The sequence below is a fragment of the Erythrobacter sp. WG genome (genome assembly GCF_026586795.1).
In the GTDB taxonomy this organism is placed as follows: domain Bacteria; phylum Pseudomonadota; class Alphaproteobacteria; order Sphingomonadales; family Sphingomonadaceae; genus Erythrobacter.
The window spans coordinates 146,513-162,713 of sequence record NZ_JAPFGY010000002.1; the positions used below are offsets into that span (position 1 = coordinate 146,513).

Here is a 16,201-nt window from a genome sequence, read left to right on the forward strand (position 1 = left end):
GCGGGGTCTAGCGGGGGTCTAGCGGGGGTCTGGCGGGGGTCTGGCGGGGGTCGAGGTGCCAGCTGGCAGGGGGCAAAACCCCCCTTAGATGCGGCACGAACACCGCCTCCGATGCGTAATTGAAGGTAAAGACGCAGGTCTGGCTCCGCCGCACCCGGATCCCTGCGGGCAAATCGAGAAGGGCAAGGCCCGCCTCGCTCGCCATCCGCCCGGTCAGCAGGCGGAGCAGCGCGCGGTCGGGCCAAGCCGCACAATAGCGCACCCGGCCATGCAGGAAAACGACGCCGCGGCCTTGCGCATCGGTCAGCTCGGGCACGAGGTCGCTCGCCACATCCTCGCGCCAGCGGGTGACGACGAAGCCCTCCGCCGCCTCGGCCACCCCGTCGCGCAGGGATTCGACGCGGGTGACGGTGAGCGGCACCAGTGCCTTGAGTGCGCCCGGGGCGAGGCCATCGGGAATGCGGAAGCTCGCGTCCTTGCTCCCTGAGCGCGGGCCGAGCAGCACCGGCACGTCGAGCGCCGCCAGCTTCTGCGCGAAACCCTCGGGCACGATCGGCAGGGTCGGCACCACCACCATGCGGTAGCCGGAAAGGTCCGCGTCGGGCGAGACGATGTCCACATCGAGCCCGCGCTCGCGCAGCGCCGAATAGGCTTCGAACACCAGCTCGAGGTAGCGGAAGCTCGCCCCCTGCGGCTGGATGCCGATCACCCACGCCGCCTCGTAGGAAAACACCAGCGCGACCGGGGCGCTGGCGCATTCCTGCGGGCCGATCTCCGCCAGCACCGCCGCCGCCTGCCGCACCTCGTCGGCCGCCTCGGCCTCCGAGCTGTCGGGGCGCAGGAGCCCGGCGTGCATCTGCTCCTGCGCTTGAGGAAACTGCCGCCAGCGGAAATAGCTGACGAGCTCGGCCCCGTGCGCGGCGGCCTCGAGCGTCCACAGCGCCACCATTCCGGGGAGCGGCGCGGGGTTGAAGCGCGCCCAGTTCACCGGCCCCGGCTGCTGCTCCATCACCCCCCAGCGCCCTCCCGAGCACCCCCGATAGAGATCGTGGTGGAAGGCAGCGATGTCGGGGTGGCCCTGCCTGAGGTAGGCGCGCTTCTCGTCCGACGAGAACCAGAACTGTTCGAGAAAGCCCAGTGGATAGGAATCCCACGTCGCCACGTCGATGTCGCGGCCTAGCCGAAAATGATCGAATTCGGTGAAGAAGCCCATGAAGTTGTGGGTGATGTCCGCGTCCGGGGAATGGGCGCGGAGGATCTCGACCTGCTCGCGGTTGAAACTCGCCACCTGATCGGAGGCGAAACGACGATAGTCGAGCCAGTGCGCCGGGTTCGCTTCGGTGACGGTGAGGTGCGGCGGATCGACCTCGGCGAAGCTCCGGTATTCCATGCTCCAGAACACGTTGCCCCACGCCTCGTTAAGGGCCTCAGGGGTGCCGTAGCGGGCCGCCAGCCAGCCGCGGAAGGCGCTCGCAGCGGCTTTGGAGAAGCTGAGCACCGTGTCGTGGCACCCGTATTCGTTGTCGGTCTGCCACATAGCGATGGCCGGGTGCCGCCCGTAGCGTTCCGCCAGCGCGGTGACGATCCTTGCGGCTTCCGCGCGGTAGCCTTCGTGGCTGAAGCAGTAGTGCCGCCGCGAGCCGAAGCCGCGGGGGCGGCCCTTCTCGTCGATGGCGACCATGTCGGGCATCCGGTCCACCAGCCACTTCGGCGGGGTAGCGGTGGGGGTGCCGAGGATGATCCTGAGGCCCGCGCCGGCCAGCGTGTCGATGGCGCGGTCAAGCCACCCCCAGTCGAAGCGGCCGGGCTCGGGCTCGATGCGGCTCCACGCGAATTCGCCGATGCGCACCAGCTGCAAGCCCATCGCCGCCATGCGCCGCGCATCCTCGGCCCAGATCGCCTCGGGCCAGTGTTCGGGGTAGTAGCAGCAGCCGAGCTTCATGGCGCAAGTCTCTCCAGCGCGACGAGCCACGCGGTTTCGGGATGGGTGAGGGGCAGCGCGAGGCCGTGCGTCATCAGGGCGGCGCCGGAGAGGACGAGGCCCTCGCGCCATAAGTCGGGATCGGCGAGGTAGTGCTGTGCGCGCGGCGGCCAAGGCTCGGGCAGGCGCACGCGGTAGCGCGCCGCCGGATCGAGCCCCGCGAGGCGGATCGGCGCGGCGTCGAACATTGACGAGAAAGCGGTCTGGGCGACCAGCACCAGCGCCCGGCCCTCGTGCGTCACCATCATGGCGGTGACGGCGGGATCGGGGTGGGCGAGACGGTGCAAATCGCCCGAATGCAGCACAGGGCGCCATGCCTTGTAGAGCGCGATGTGCGCGGCAAGGGTTTCGCGCTCCCTGCCAGTCATGCGGGCGGGGTCGGCCTCGACCCCCATGTGCCCGAACATCGCCACCTTGGCGCGAAAATCCATCGCGAGGCGACGTCCGGTGATCGGGTTGGGCGAAGGGCCGACATGGCTGCCGAGCACCTCGAGCGGGAGAAACTGGCTCCACGCCGGGATGATGCGCAGGCGTTCGATGGCGTCGTTGTTGTCGCTGGGCCAGACGCGGCAAGTGCGTTGCAGCACCCCGAAGTCGATCCGCCCCCCGCCGCTCGCACAGCTCTCGATCTCGACATGGGGGTGCGCGGCGCGCAGGGCATCGAGGAGCGCGTAGAAGCCCTCGGTTTGCCCAGGCGCGGCAGGGAACAGATCGCGGTTGTGGTCCCACTTGAGGTAGGCGATGGGGTGCTTGCGCAGCAGGGCATCGAGGCGTGCGAAGAGGTAATCGCGCACTTCGCCGCGCGCCATGTCGAGCGCCAGCTGGCCGCGCATGGTCGGGCGCTCGCGCCCCGGCGTGTGCAGGCACCAGTCGGGGTGGGCGCGGTAAAGGTCGCTGTCGGGCGAGACCATCTCCGGCTCGACCCACAGGCCGAAGTCCATGCCGAGCGCGTGGACGCGGGCGATCAGCGGGGCGAGGCCGTTCGGGAAGACCTCTGGCGAGACGGTCCAGTCGCCAAGGCTGGTCCGGTCGCTCCGGCGCCCGCCGAACCAGCCATCGTCGAGCACGAAGCGCTCGGCCCCGAGCGCGGCCGCGCTTTCGGCGAGCGCGATCAGGGCGGGCTCCGAAAGGTCGAAGCCCAGCGCCTCCCACGAATTGAGGTGAACCTTGCGCGGGCCCCAGGTGGCGCGCTCCGGCAGCACTTCGGCGCGCACATGGGCGTGGAAGGCCTGCGCCAGCGCCGATCGATCGGGGGCGAGGGCGAGCACGGCTTCGGGCGTGTCGAAAGTCTCGCCCGGCGCGAGCACCACCTCGCCCGGGTTCAAGGCAGCGCCCGTCACCAGCTGCGCGCGCCCGTCGGCGCCGCCGGGCGGGTCGGCATCGAGCGTGAGCCAGGCATCGCCGCTCCACGCGAGATGGGCGCCGAGCGTCTCGTCTCCGGCGTGGAGCAGCACCCAGCCCGCGCCGTCGAAGCCCGGCTTGCCGGCGGCGCCTTCGCGATGGAGGCCCTCGGGGCGGATCGGGCGGCGGTGCTCCCGCATCTCGGCGGCCCAGCGGCCCGCGAAGGCGGTCACCTCGGCGAAGCGCGCCGGGACCGGCAGGGCGAGCGCGGCGCAGCGTTCGACGGCAAGCGGCGCTTCGCCGGTGTTCGCTATCGTAACGGCGCTCGTCACCACGTCGCCCGCGCCGAACCGCCAGCGCAACAGCACCTCCACCCCCGCGAGGCGGTCCGCGAAGCGGATCGCGAGCGCTCGCTCGGCACGCTCCCACGCGGCGATCCGCAGGTCCGTCTCGACCCGGCGACCCGCACGCCGCAGGACGACCGCCGGCGTCCCGTTCCACCCGCCCTTGCGCTCGGGAAAGAGGCCGGGGCGGGGCGGGCTGTCGGGCTGGCTCTCGTGCCGCCCGCGCGCGCCCGCCGCCGCGATCATCGCGAGGTCCTCGTCCCCGGGCAGGCGCGGGCCGATATAGGCGAGGTCCGCCGCCCCGCTTTCTTCCAGCGCCAAGACCAGCGTCAGCCGCTCCCCGTCCAGCCGCAGCAATTCCACCCGGTCCCTCTCCCGCGCCGGTGACGAAGCCTCGAGCGAGGCTTGTCCGCCACTCTCCGATGCGCTGTAACCGCCCGACGAGAGAGGGGGAAGCGCGCAATGCAGGCTGGCACATCGGGGGGGAGCATCGTCCAGATCGGGGTAGCCCTGGCCGTCACGCTCGCCATCGCGCTCGCCACCTGGGCGACCGTCAGGCGGGCAAGCCACGACGGCTCGCGCAAGGACGTCTACCTCGCCGGGGGCAAGCTCAACTGGGCCTTCGTCGCGGGCGCGATCACGCTCACCAACCTTTCGACCGACCAGCTGGTGGGGATGAACGGCAACCAGATGCTGCTGCTCGCGTGGTGGGAGATCAGCGGTTTCGTCGGCCTGCTGATCCTCGCCTATGTGTTTGTCCCGATCTACTACCGCGCCAGGGTCACGACCGTGACCGAACTGCTCGAAATGCGTTATGGCGGAGGGGGAATCCGCACGCTGGTGTCGGCGATCTTCCTGTTCGGGATGATCCTCATCTACCTGCCGGCCGGGCTCTATTCGGGCGCGCTGTTTCTCAAGACCGCGGGCATAGACCTGCCGCTCATGGCGCTGGCGGGGTTCCTCGGCGTGGTCGCGGCGGCCTACACCATGAGCGGAGGCCTGCGTGCGGTCGCGGTGATGGAGACCTATTCGGGCGTCGGCGTGCTCGCCATTGCGGTGCTGATCGTCATCCTCGCCCTCAACGCCGTCGGCTGGGACATCGCCCGCGGGGTGCCGGCGGAGCGCCTCACCATGATCGGCGGCGCCGACAGCCCGATCCCGTTCCACACGCTGTTCACCGGCATGATCTTCATCCAGATCTACTACTGGTCGACCAACCAGCCGATCACCCAGAAGGCGATGGCCGCCCCCTCGATCGCCGAGGCGCGGAAGGGCGTGCTGGCCGCCGCCGCCATCCGCATCTGCATCATCCCCGCCATCGTGGTGATCCCGGGCGTGGTCGCCTTCCAGCTGTTCGGCGATATCGACGATGCGGCTTACGGCCGGCTGGTGGGCGAGGTGCTGCCCCCTTGGCTCTCCGGCATCTTCGCCGCGATGATCGCCGCCGCGGTGATCGCGCATACGGCTGCGGTGATGAACGCCGCGGTCGGGCTCTATGCGGTCGACTTCCACGAGAAGTTTATGGCCCCCGTCGCCAACCACTGGCGCCTGTCCGCCGTCGTCACCGCGCTGCTCACCGCCGCCTCCATCGCGCTTGTCCCGGTCTACGAAAACGCCGAGAGCATCATCAACCTGCTCCAGCAGCTGAACGGCCTCAGCTCGATGCCGATCCTCTCGGCCTTCATCGTCGGCCTGCTGTTCACCGGGGTCGAGAGCCGCGCCGCGATCGTGGGCGTGGTGTGGGGCTTCGCGCTCTACGCGCTCTACACCTTCGTGCTCCAGCCGAACGGGACCATCGGCCTTCACTATATCGACTTCATGGTGGTGACGCTCGCCACCAGCGTGGTCGCCGCCCTCGCCTTCAACCGGCTGGCGCTCGGCAGCCGGACGCGCTTCGCTCCGCGCGAAGTCTTCGCGAGCCTAGCCGAGCGCCGCGACGGCACCCCTGCATGACCTTCGACCCCGCCCGCCCGCACCGCCGCTTCAACCCGCTCACCGGCGGCTGGGTGCAGGTCTCCCCGCAGCGCATGGGCCGGCCGTGGCAGGGCGAGGTGAGCGAGCCCGATCCGCCGCCGCCCGCCTACGACCCGACCTGCTACCTGTGCCCCGGCAATGCCCGCGTCGGCGGCGAGACGAACCCCGCCTACGAGGGGGTCCATGTCTTCGACAACGATTTTCCCGCGCTCCTCGACGAGCCGGGCAGCGCGGCGGGTGACGATCCCCTGTTCCGGGCCGAGGCGTCGGGCGGGGTCAGCCGGGTCATCTGCTTCTCGCCCGATCACGGCCGGTCGCTCCCCCGCCTGTCGCCCGCGCAGATCCGCGCGGTGATCGACACCTGGGCCGACCAGACCGCCGAGCTCGGCGCGCGCTTCGCTCACGTGCAGGTGTTCGAGAACAAGGGCGCGATGATGGGTTGCTCCAACCCGCACCCGCACGGGCAGGTCTGGGCCACTGCCCACGTGCCGCAGGAACCCGCCGCCGAGGACGCCCGCCAGCGCGCCTATCTCGCCGAGCACGGCCGCGCGATGCTGCTCGACGTGGCCGAGCGCGAAGCCGCAGGCGAGCGCACGCTCGAGGTCAACGCCGACTGGCTTGCGATCGTCCCGTTCTGGGCAGCCTGGCCCTTCGAGACGCTGCTGCTCCCGCGCTTTCGGGTCGCGCGGATGCCCGATCTTGCGCCGACCCAGCGCGACAGCCTCGCCGCCATTCTGAAGGCGCTCACCACCCGCTACGACAACCTGTTCCGCACGTCCTTCCCCTATTCGATGGGCTGGCACGGGGCGCCCTTCACCGATGAACCGGCGGATCACTGGCAGCTCCACGCCCACTTCTATCCGCCGCTGCTGCGCTCGGCCTCGGTGCGCAAGTTCATGGTCGGCTACGAGATGCTCGCCGAACCCCAGCGCGACCTCACCCCCGAACGCGCTGCGGAAATGTTGCGCGGCGTCAGCGGAATAGTGCATTACGCCGATTGAGCCCCCAGGAGTTTCCATGGATCGCCGCGACCGCCTGATTGCCCGCGCCCGTCAGGGCTTCCGCCTCGCCTACGGGGTGGAGCCGACGCGCTTTTTCGCGGCACCCGGCCGGGTCAACCTGATCGGCGAACACGTCGATTACAATGACGGCTACGTGCTGCCCTGCGCGATCGACCGCGAGACGATCGTGGCGCTCGGCCCGCCCGCGCCGGAGGCCAAGGTGCCGCATTTCGAGGCGGTGGCGCTCGACATGGGCGATATGGCGAGCGCGCGCGACAGCTTCGCACTCGGCGGCCGGATCACGCCGGGCGAGAACAACTGGCAGAACCACGTGCGCGGCGTGATCCAGGCGATGGGCCGCTACGGCCACAAGGTCCGGCCTGCGCGCATCGCGATCGCCGGGGACGTGCCGATCGGCGCGGGGCTTTCCTCGTCGGCGGCCTTCGGCGTGGCGGTGGCGCTTGCGGCTTCCGAGTATTCGGGCCTCAGCCTTGCGCCCGAGACGCTCGCCAAGATCGCCCAGATCGCCGAGAACGACTTCGTCGGCTGCGCCTGCGGGATCATGGATCAGATGGCCTCGGCCGCGAGCGTCGAGGGGCACGCGCTGCTGCTCGATTGCCGCACGCTCCAGACCTTGCCGATCCCGATCCACGGGAGCCTCGCGGTGACCGTGATCGACACCGGCCTGCGCCGCGATCTCACCACCAGCGCCTTCAACCAGCGCCGTGCGGAATGCGAGGCGGTGGCCGAGCACTTCGGGGTCAAGGCGCTGCGCGACCTCGATTCCGCGGCGCTGCTCGCCGAGGAGGGGGCGCTCGATCCGGTGCTGTTCAAGCGCGCGCGCCATGTGGTGGGCGAGATGGAGCGGGTGGAGCCCGTCGCCGTCGCGCTGGCGACCGGCGACACGGCGGCGCTCGCGGCGCTGATGGACGAGGCGCACCGCTCGCTTGCGGCGGACTTCGACGTGTCGCTGCCCGCCATCGACCACTTGCAGGGACTGGTGCGCGAGGCGCTCGGCGAGGCCGGCGGGGTGCGGCTGACCGGCGCGGGATTCGGCGGCTGCCTCGTCGCGGTGAGCGCGGCGGATGCGCGCACCGCGATCGACGATGCGGTGGCGCGCTACAACCGCGCGACCGCCGACCTGCCTGCCTCGGCCGAGACCTTCAAACCGATCGGCGGGGCGGCGCCGATCGTGCTTGGTTGATGAAATCCATCTGAGGGCCGCCCTGGGCGGCTGCATCAACTTGCGGACCCACGCAGGCGATTTACAGATATAAAAATATCTTTATATGCTCCTCGTCATCATGGCGATCGAGGACATCTTCAAGGCTTTGGGCGATCCGACCCGGCTGCGCATCGCCCGCCTTCTGGGCGCGATGGAGCTGGCCGTCGGCGAACTCGCGCAGGTGCTCGGCCAGAGCCAGCCGCGTGTCTCGCGCCATGTCGGCATCCTGTGCGACGCTGGGCTCGCCGAGCGCCGCCGCGAGGGTTCGTGGGTGTTCCTGCGCCAGAGCGAATCGGGCAGCGCGGTGGTCGATGCGGTCCAGCAGCTGCTCGCGCTCGCCGAAAGCGAGGAGCCGGATTTCGCGGCCCTGTGCGAGGCCGACCGCCGCAAGCTCGCGGCGATCCGGGAGGCGCGCGAGGCGGCGGCCGAGACCTATTTCGCCCGCCATGCCGGGGAATGGGACGAACTGCGCGCGCTCCACAGCGCCGATGCCGAAGTCGAGCGGCACCTGGCCGAGGCGCTTGCCGCCGCACCGCTTGGCGCGCTGCTCGACATCGGCACCGGCACGGGCCGCATGGCCGAGCTGTTCGCGCCCCGGGCCGAGCGGATCGTCGCGCTCGACAAGAACCTCGAGATGCTGCGCGTCGCCCGTGCCAAGCTCCAGCATCTGCCCGCCGCGAGCGTCGAACTGGTGCAGGGCGATTTCGCCGCACTGCCCTTTGCCGATGCGAGCTTCGACACGGTGATCCTCCACCAGGTGCTGCACTTTGCCGCCGATCCCGCCCCTGCGCTCTCTGAAGCGGCGCGGGTGCTGCGCGGCGGCGGGCGGATCGCCATCGTCGATTTTGCCAGCCACGACCGCGAGGAGCTGCGCACCCGTCATCAGCACGTGCGGCTCGGCTTTTCGGATCGCCAGATGGCCGACCTGCTCGCCGCCGCCGGCTTTGCCGCGCATGACCCGCTCGCGCTCGAAGGGGGCAAGCTGGTCGTCAAGATCTGGACCGCCACGCGCCGACCCGAACCCGCTTCCGTCACCACCACCCCGGCCCTGGAAACCGCCCGATGACACCGACCCTCGACCAATTGCAGGAATACCGCACCGCCACCGACACCCCGTTGTTCTCGGGACTGCCCGGCGACGTTGCGGTGAGCTTCGAATTCTTCCCGCCCAAGTCGGAGAAGATGGAGGAGCAGCTGTGGGATGCGGTGACGCAGCTGAAGCCCTTGGAGCCGAGCTTCGTGTCGGTCACCTACGGCGCGGGCGGTTCGACCCGCGAGCGCACCCATGCGACGGTCGCGCGGATCATCGCCGAGGCGAAGCTGCCGGCGGCCGCGCACCTCACCTGCGTCGCGGCGTCCAAGGCGGAAATCCGCGAGGTCGCCGAGCAATACTGGGAGGCCGGCGTGCGCCACATCGTCGCGCTGCGCGGCGACGCGGGCGAGCCCGGCGCGCCCTTCACCCCGCACCCGGAAGGCTACGCGAGCGCCGCGGAACTCGTCGCGGGCCTCAAGGCGATCGCCCCCTTCGAGATCTCGGTCGCGGCCTATCCCGAGTGCCACCCCGACGCGGCGAGCCCGCAGGACGACATCGACAACCTCAAGCGCAAGCTTGATGTCGGGGCGACGCGCGCAATCAGCCAGTTCTTCTTCTCCGCGGAAACCTTCTTCCGCTTCCGCGACGCCTGCGCCGCGGCCGGGATCACCGCGCCGATCCTGCCGGGCATCCTCCCCGTCACCAACGTCGCCCAGGCGCGCAAGTTCGCCGCCGCCTGCGGGGCCGCGATCCCGGCGTGGATGGACGGCCTGTTCGAGGGCCTCGACGAGAAGCCCGCCGCCCGCCAGCTGATCGCGGCCACGGTGGCCGCCGAGCTGTGCCGCCGCCTCTATGCGGGCGGGGTGCGCGACTTCCACTTCTACACCCTCAACCGCCCCGAGCTCGCCTACGCGATCTGCCACCTGCTCGGGAAGCGCCCCATCGGAGACGCTGCATGACCCCCCGCGAACGCCTGACCGCCGCTGCCCGGGACCGCGTGCTGATCTTCGACGGCGCCTTCGGGACGCAGATCCAGCTGCGCAAGCTGACCGAGGAGGATTATGCGGGCGATCTTGGCCTGCCTGCCGATCAGAAGGGTAACAACGACATCCTCGCCCTGACGCGCCCCGACGTGCTGAGCGACATCACCCGCGCCTATTTCGAGGCCGGATCGGACATCGTCTCGACCAACACCTTCTCGGCCAACCGCATTTCGCAGGCCGATTATGCGGCGGAAGGTCTGGTGCGCGAGATCAATGTGGCGAGCGGCAAGCTCGCCCGCGCGCTGGCGGAGGAATTCGAGGCGAAGGACGGACGGCCCCGCTTTGTCGCGGGCGCGATCGGGCCGACCAACAAGACGCTATCGCTGAGCCCCGACGTCGAAGACCCGGGCTTCCGCGAGATCGACTTCGATTTTCTGGTCGACGTCTATCTTGAACAGGCCCGCGCGCTGGTCGAGGGCGGGGTGGACTTCATCCTGATCGAAACCGTGTTCGACACCCTCAACGCCAAGGCCGGGATCATGGCGGTGAAGAAGCTGGAGCGCGAGCTTGGCCGGGACGTGCCGGTGATGATCTCGATGACGCTCACCGACCTGTCGGGCCGCAATCTCTCCGGGCATACGGTCGAGGCCTTCTGGTACGCGGTGCGCCACGCCAAGCCGCTCACCATCGGGCTCAATTGCAGCTTCGGCGCCGAACAATTGCGCCCGCACGTGAAGGTGCTGTCGCAGATCGCCGACACGCTGTTGATGATCTACCCCAATGCCGGGCTCCCCAACGAACTCGGCGAATATGACGAACTGCCCGATACCACGGCGGGGCTGGTCAAGGACTGGGCCGATCACGGCCAGGTCAACATCCTCGGCGGGTGCTGCGGATCTTCGCCAGCGCACATCGCCGCGATCGCGAGGGCGGTGGCCAAGTCCGAACCGCGCGTGGTGCCCACCCCCGAACCGGCGATGAAGCTGGCGGGGCTCGAGGCGTTTATCGCCGCTTAGAACCACACCCGTTCGTGTCGAGCGTAGTCGAGACACCAGCGCGGGGCCTCTCGACTACGCTCGAGGCGAACGGAAACAGAGAACTGAAATCGTGACCCAACCCTCCTCCTCCCGCTTCATCAATATCGGCGAGCGCACCAACGTCACCGGGAGCGCGGCGTTCAAGAAGCTCATCATGGCGGGCGATTACGCCGCCGCCGTCGAAGTCGCGCGCCAGCAGGTCGAGAACGGCGCGCAGGTGATCGACGTCAACATGGACGAAGGGCTGCTCGACGCGGTGCACGCCATGACGACCTTCCTCAAGCTGATCGCTGCCGAGCCCGACATTGCCCGGGTGCCGGTGATGATCGACTCGTCGAAGTTCCACGTCATCGAGGCAGGGCTGAAGTGCGTCTCCGGCAAGCCGATCGTCAACTCGATCAGCATGAAGGAGGGCGAGGCGGCCTTCCTCGAACACGCGCGCATCTGCATGGATTACGGCGCGGCTGTGGTGGTCATGGCCTTCGACGAGACCGGGCAGGCCGACACAAAGCAGCGCAAGGTCGAAATCTGCAAGCGCGCCTATGATCTGCTGGTCGCGGAAGGCTTCCCCCCTGAAGACATCATCTTCGATCCCAACATCTTCGCGGTCGCGACCGGGATCGAGGAGCACAACAATTACGGCGTCGACTTCATCGAGGCGGTGCGCGAATTGCGCGAGCTGTGCCCCCACGCGCATTACTCCGGGGGCCTCTCCAACCTCTCCTTCTCCTTCCGCGGCAACGAACCCGTGCGCCGGGCGATGCATTCGGTGTTCCTCTACCACGCGATCCCCGCGGGCCTCGACATGGCGATCGTCAACGCGGGGCAACTGGACGTCTACGACCAGATCGACCCCGCGCTGCGCGAGGCTTGCGAGGACGTGATCCTCAACCGGGATCCGGACGCGACCGAGCGCCTGATCACGCTGGCCGAAAGCTTCAAGGGCAAGTCCGCCTCGGACGAAAAGGCCGCCGAGGAATGGCGCGGCTGGGCGGTCGAGAAGCGGCTCGAACATGCCCTCGTCAAGGGCATCGACGCGCATATCGTCGACGACACCGAACAGATGCGCGCCGCCATCGCGGCCAAGGGCGGGCGCCCGATCGAAGTGATCGAAGGCCCGCTGATGGACGGCATGAACGTCGTCGGCGACCTGTTCGGCAGCGGCAAGATGTTCCTGCCGCAGGTGGTGAAATCCGCGCGCGTGATGAAGAAGGCGGTCGCCCACCTCATCCCCTTCATCGAGGCCGAGAAGGACCTCCTCCCCGAGGAAGACCGCAAGGCCAAGGGCAAGATCATCATGGCGACGGTGAAGGGCGACGTCCACGACATCGGCAAGAACATCGTCGGCGTGGTGCTTCAGTGCAACGGCTACGAGGTGATCGACCTCGGCGTGATGGTCCCCTGGCCGACGATCCTCGCCGCCGCCAATGACAACAAGGCCGACATGATCGGCCTGTCCGGTCTCATCACCCCCTCGCTCGACGAGATGGTGACCGTTGCGGAAGAAATGCAGCGCGCCGGCATGACCATGCCGCTGCTGATCGGCGGGGCGACCACCTCCAAGGTGCACACCGCGCTCAAGATCGACCCGGCCTATGATGGCCCGGTGATCCACGTGCTCGACGCGAGCCGTGCGGTGGGCGTGGCGTCGAAGCTGCTCTCCGACACCCAGCGCGACGATTACGTCGCCGAGGTTGCGGACGAATACACCCATGTCCGCGATGCGCGCGCTGGCAAGAGCGCCTCGGTGCTCCTGCCGATCGAGGAAGCACGCGCCAATTTCTACGACGCCTTCCTTTCCGACAAGCCCGCCCCGCCGGAACAGCCGGGCCTCCACGTCTTCCCCGACTGGGACTTGGCGCACCTGCGCGACTTCATCGATTGGACCCCGTTCTTCCGCGCCTGGGAACTGCACGGCAACTACCCCGCGATCCTCACCGACGAGGTGGTGGGCGAGACCGCGACCCAGCTTTTCGCCGATGCCAACGCGATGCTCGACCGGATCATCGCCGAAAAGTGGCTGACGGCGCGCGGCGTCGCGGGCCTGTGGCCCTGCGCGCGCGACGGGGACGACGTCACGATCCACCTGCCCGAGACCGAGGAGCACGTCCGCCTCCCGTTCCTGCGCCAGCAGGTGAAGAAGAGCCGCGACCGCGCCAATATGTGCCTTGCCGACTTCATCGACCCGGCAGGCGACTGGATCGGCGGCTTCGCGGTCGGCATCCACGGGATCGAGCCCCACTCGGCGCGCTTCCAGGCCGACAAGGACGATTACTCCGACATCCTGCTGAAGGCGCTGGCCGACCGTTTCGCCGAGGCCTTTGCGGAGGCCCTCCACCAGCACGTGCGCACCACGCTGTGGGGCTATGCCCCCAATGAACAGCTCACCAACGAGGCGCTGATCAAGGAAGAGTATCGGGGCATCCGCCCGGCGCCGGGCTATCCCGCGTGCCCCGATCACAGCCTGAAGCCGATCCTGTTCGACCTGCTGGACGCGCCGACAAATGCGGGGCTGACCCTGACCGAGAGCTTCGCCATGTGGCCGACCGCCGCCGTCAGCGGGTTCTACTTCGGGCACCCGGAAGCCGAGTATTTCGGCGTCGCCCGCGTCGGCCGCGACCAGCTGGAAGATTATGCGGCGCGGCGCGGGGTGAGTGTCGAGCAGGCGGAGCGCTGGCTGAGGCCGAATCTCGATTGACGCGGACAAGCGCGCAGCGATGATGCGCGGCATGATCCGCCGCCTCCTCGCCGCCCTTGCTTGCCTTTCTGCCGCCGCACCGCTCGCCGCCCAGAACGCGCCGCCGCCCGCCACGGTCGTGGTCGCCTTCGACCGCGACAGCGTGCGCCCGCTGATCGTCGAGGGGCTGGCGAACAAGCAGACCGGGCGGGCCGTGGAGGCGAACGATCCGGTGCGGATCGCCTCGATCTCCAAGCTTATCATGACGCTCGCAATGCTGCGGCTGATGGACGAGGGCAAAATCGATCCGAACCGGGATGTTTCCGACTATCTTGGCTGGAGACTGCGCTCGCCCTACCGCCCGGACGAACCGATCACGCTCTACCACCTGCTGATGCACCGCGCCGGGCTGAGCGACCGGGCGGGCTACATCATCCCGCTGGGGGAAAGCCTTCAGGCCAAGCTCGCCGACCCGGCGGCGTGGCGCGATCCGGGCACGGGGCAGATGCCGAGCTTCGAATATGCCAATCTCGGCTCCCCGCTGGTGGCGACCGCATTGGAAGCGGCGAGCGGGGAGCGTTACGACCGGCTGGTGGAACGGCTGGTGTTTGCACCGCTGGGCGTGAAGGCGTGCCTCAACTGGCTGGGTTGCGAGGAGGCCATGCAGGCCCGCGCGGTGACGCTCTACCGCGACACCGGCGAAGTCGCGAAGGACGGCCCCGGCGAGCTGCCCCCCGCCTGCACGATTCCCTTGGCCGAGGGGCAGGCGTGCGACCTTGCCGCCTACAAGCCCGGAACCAACGCCTCGATCTTCTCGCCCCAAGGCGGGGTCAGGATCGGGATGATCGACCTGGCGAAAATCGGGCAGGCGATGCTGCGCATAGACGGCAAGCCGGGTTTCCTGTCGGTGAAAGCGCAGACTATGTGGTTTCAGACGATGCTCACGGCGCTCCACCACCTGCCGCAGGACGACAGCGGCTTTTGCGGATACGGCCTTGGCACTTACGCGCTGGCGAACGAGCCGCCGTGCCGCGATGATCTGTTCGGCGACGGCGGAAGGCGGTTTGGCCACGGGGGGGAGGCTTACGGGCTTCGTTCGGGTCTGTGGATGTCCACCGACGACGATCCGACCGGCATCGCCTATTTCACGACCGAGGTTCCGCCGCCTTCCGGCGAGGTCGAGACCGCCGCCTCCGACCCGCGCGAAACGGCGCTGATGGCGCGGGCGCTCGCAATTGCGAAGCTGCGCGAATAGGCCCTACGCCTCGGCCTTCACCCGCTCGCCCAGCTTCGCGATCAGCGGCGTGGCGAAGGGCTTGGTCAGCATCGTGCTCCCCACCGCCATCAGCAGCAGCGCGGTGAAGGTCGTGGGGGTGATCACGCCCTTGTCGAGCAGGATGTTGGCGAAGATGATCATGATCAACGCCTTGGTCTGGAGCAGCCAGCCGATCAGGCTCGCCTCGGTGCGGCTCCAGCCGAGGAACCTGCCGGCGATGTGGACGCCGAGCAGCTTGCCGCCGACTGCCGCCGCCAGCAGCAGCGCGGCGACGCCGAACACGGCGAGCCCGCCGCTCTCCCATTGGGTGCGCAGGCCCGTCGAAAGGAAGAACACCGGCATGATGGTGAGCAGCACCACGTTGCGGAAGCGGTCCATCGCCTCGTGCCCGAACCACCTGGCGTCGAGCACCACGCCCGCGAGGAAGGCGCCGACCATGTAGTGCAGCCCCGACCAGTCGCCCGCGAAGCCGCAGGCGGCGAGCCAGATGAGGCCGACCGGCCAGCGGTCGTTATCGGACAGGCGCGCCATCAGCCAGCGGATCGCGACGGCCGCAAGTGCGAAGCCGACAAGGAACACGCCTTGCCGCCCGATCCGCTCCCAATCGAGCAGGATCAGCGCCAGCACGCCCCAGATCGCGATATCGTCGAGGCTCGCATAGCGCAGGATGCGCTGACCCAATTGTTCGCGCAGGACGCCGAGCTTCTCCATCAGCAGCACGAGGATGGGCAGCGCGGTCACCGCGCAGGCCATGCCGATGCCGAGCAGCGCCTGCCAATAGGCGCCGCCCGCCCCGCGCCAGCCGGGGAATTGCAGGATCACCGCCGCCGCCGCCGTGCCCGCGAGCAGCGGCACGCCCAAGGCGAGGCCCGCGGTGAGTCCGGTCTCGCGCCGGTGCCTCCAGGCGGCCGTCAAATCGAGCTCGATCCCGGCGACGAAGACGAACAGCATCACCGCCCACCACGCGACGCCGTTCAGCGCGCCGATCACCTCGGGCCGGAACACGAAGGCGTAGTATTCGGGGAACACCGCGCCGAGCACGCCGGGTCCGAGCAGGATGCCGCCGACGATCTGGACGACGACCAGCGGCGCGAAGTGATCGGTGCGGAAGATCCGCCACACCGCCCAAGGCACGGCGAAGATGATCGTCAGCGCGATCAGGTAGACTTCGGTGATGTTCATGCCCGCCCTGTGTCTATTCGGCAGCGCCTTGCCGGGCAAACGCCTTTTCCACACGTCTGCGCAGCGATGTCCCGATTGACGCGATGCAGCAAATCAAGCAGGGCTGCACGCGTCTTCCGCGCGGGGTGCGAATCCGGCGCGGGCAGG

Annotated in this window: 11 protein-coding genes; 8 read left to right on the forward strand and 3 right to left on the reverse strand. The window is 68.9% G+C overall.

The genetic code is table 11. The features are described 5' to 3' along the window. Positions 1-7: 7 nt before the first annotated feature. Both OPU67_RS01875 and OPU67_RS01880 read right to left on the reverse strand, forming a co-directional pair. Entirely contained in the window at positions 8-1,942 is a 1,935-nt protein-coding gene (locus OPU67_RS01875; protein ID WP_267617117.1) for a beta-galactosidase, read from the reverse strand. Then, positions 1,939-4,029, reverse strand: coding sequence for an alpha-galactosidase (locus tag OPU67_RS01880; RefSeq protein WP_267617119.1), 2,091 nt, complete (start codon positions 4,027-4,029; stop codon positions 1,939-1,941). Before OPU67_RS01880 ends, OPU67_RS01875 begins: the two co-directional genes overlap by 4 nt. Positions 4,030-4,128: 99 nt before the next feature. On the opposite strand from OPU67_RS01880, the gene OPU67_RS01885 reads away from it, so the two are divergent. The 8 genes from OPU67_RS01885 (at position 4,129) to OPU67_RS01920 (ending at position 14,851) form a co-directional block, all read left to right on the forward strand. Then, positions 4,129-5,619 carry a sodium:solute symporter family transporter gene (locus OPU67_RS01885; RefSeq protein WP_267617120.1) on the forward strand — a complete coding sequence of 497 codons (1,491 nt, stop codon included), beginning with the start codon at positions 4,129-4,131 and terminating at the stop codon, positions 5,617-5,619. After that, entirely contained in the window at positions 5,616-6,641 is a 1,026-nt protein-coding gene (locus tag OPU67_RS01890) for a UDP-glucose--hexose-1-phosphate uridylyltransferase (RefSeq protein ID WP_267617122.1), read from the forward strand. The genes OPU67_RS01885 and OPU67_RS01890 overlap by 4 nt, the downstream gene beginning before the upstream one ends. A 16-nt stretch (positions 6,642-6,657) precedes the next feature. Beyond that, positions 6,658-7,845 (forward strand): galactokinase, encoded by a 1,188-nt coding sequence (gene galK, locus OPU67_RS01895; protein ID WP_267617123.1) that lies wholly within the window; start codon positions 6,658-6,660, stop codon positions 7,843-7,845. A gap of 85 nt (positions 7,846-7,930) precedes the next feature. Continuing rightward, complete coding sequence (locus OPU67_RS01900) at positions 7,931-8,932, forward strand: ArsR/SmtB family transcription factor (protein ID WP_420708936.1); 1,002 nt, start codon at positions 7,931-7,933, stop codon at positions 8,930-8,932. After that, a complete protein-coding gene (gene metF, locus OPU67_RS01905) occupies positions 8,929-9,858 on the forward strand; it encodes a methylenetetrahydrofolate reductase [NAD(P)H] (protein ID WP_267617125.1) in 930 nt (309 codons plus the stop codon). Before OPU67_RS01900 ends, metF begins: the two co-directional genes overlap by 4 nt. Next, entirely contained in the window at positions 9,855-10,898 is a 1,044-nt protein-coding gene (locus tag OPU67_RS01910; protein WP_267617126.1) for a homocysteine S-methyltransferase family protein, read from the forward strand. The genes metF and OPU67_RS01910 overlap by 4 nt, the downstream gene beginning before the upstream one ends. A 91-nt stretch (positions 10,899-10,989) precedes the next feature. Then, positions 10,990-13,617, forward strand: coding sequence for a methionine synthase (metH, locus tag OPU67_RS01915; RefSeq protein ID WP_267617127.1), 2,628 nt, complete (start codon positions 10,990-10,992; stop codon positions 13,615-13,617). Positions 13,618-13,648: 31 nt separating this feature from the next. Further along, a complete protein-coding gene (locus OPU67_RS01920) occupies positions 13,649-14,851 on the forward strand; it encodes a serine hydrolase domain-containing protein (RefSeq protein ID WP_267617128.1) in 1,203 nt (400 codons plus the stop codon). A gap of 3 nt (positions 14,852-14,854) precedes the next feature. On the opposite strand, the gene OPU67_RS01925 is transcribed toward OPU67_RS01920, so the two are convergent. Then, positions 14,855-16,054, reverse strand: a complete 1,200-nt coding sequence (locus tag OPU67_RS01925) for a cation:proton antiporter (protein ID WP_267617129.1) — start codon at positions 16,052-16,054, stop codon at positions 14,855-14,857. Positions 16,055-16,201: the final 147 nt, after the last annotated feature.

Coding starts and splice junctions, on each gene's coding strand:
- OPU67_RS01900 (WP_420708936.1), top strand. CDS start 7,931: ATGCTCCTCGTCATCATGGCGATCGAGGACATCTTCAAGGCTTTGGGC.
- OPU67_RS01920 (WP_267617128.1), top strand. CDS start 13,649: ATGATCCGCCGCCTCCTCGCCGCCCTTGCTTGCCTTTCTGCCGCCGCA.
- OPU67_RS01910 (WP_267617126.1), top strand. CDS start 9,855: ATGACCCCCCGCGAACGCCTGACCGCCGCTGCCCGGGACCGCGTGCTG.
- OPU67_RS01885 (WP_267617120.1), top strand. CDS start 4,129: ATGCAGGCTGGCACATCGGGGGGGAGCATCGTCCAGATCGGGGTAGCC.
- metF (WP_267617125.1), top strand. CDS start 8,929: ATGACACCGACCCTCGACCAATTGCAGGAATACCGCACCGCCACCGAC.
- galK (WP_267617123.1), top strand. CDS start 6,658: ATGGATCGCCGCGACCGCCTGATTGCCCGCGCCCGTCAGGGCTTCCGC.
- OPU67_RS01875 (WP_267617117.1), bottom strand. CDS start 1,942: ATGAAGCTCGGCTGCTGCTACTACCCCGAACACTGGCCCGAGGCGATC.
- OPU67_RS01890 (WP_267617122.1), top strand. CDS start 5,616: ATGACCTTCGACCCCGCCCGCCCGCACCGCCGCTTCAACCCGCTCACC.
- OPU67_RS01925 (WP_267617129.1), bottom strand. CDS start 16,054: ATGAACATCACCGAAGTCTACCTGATCGCGCTGACGATCATCTTCGCC.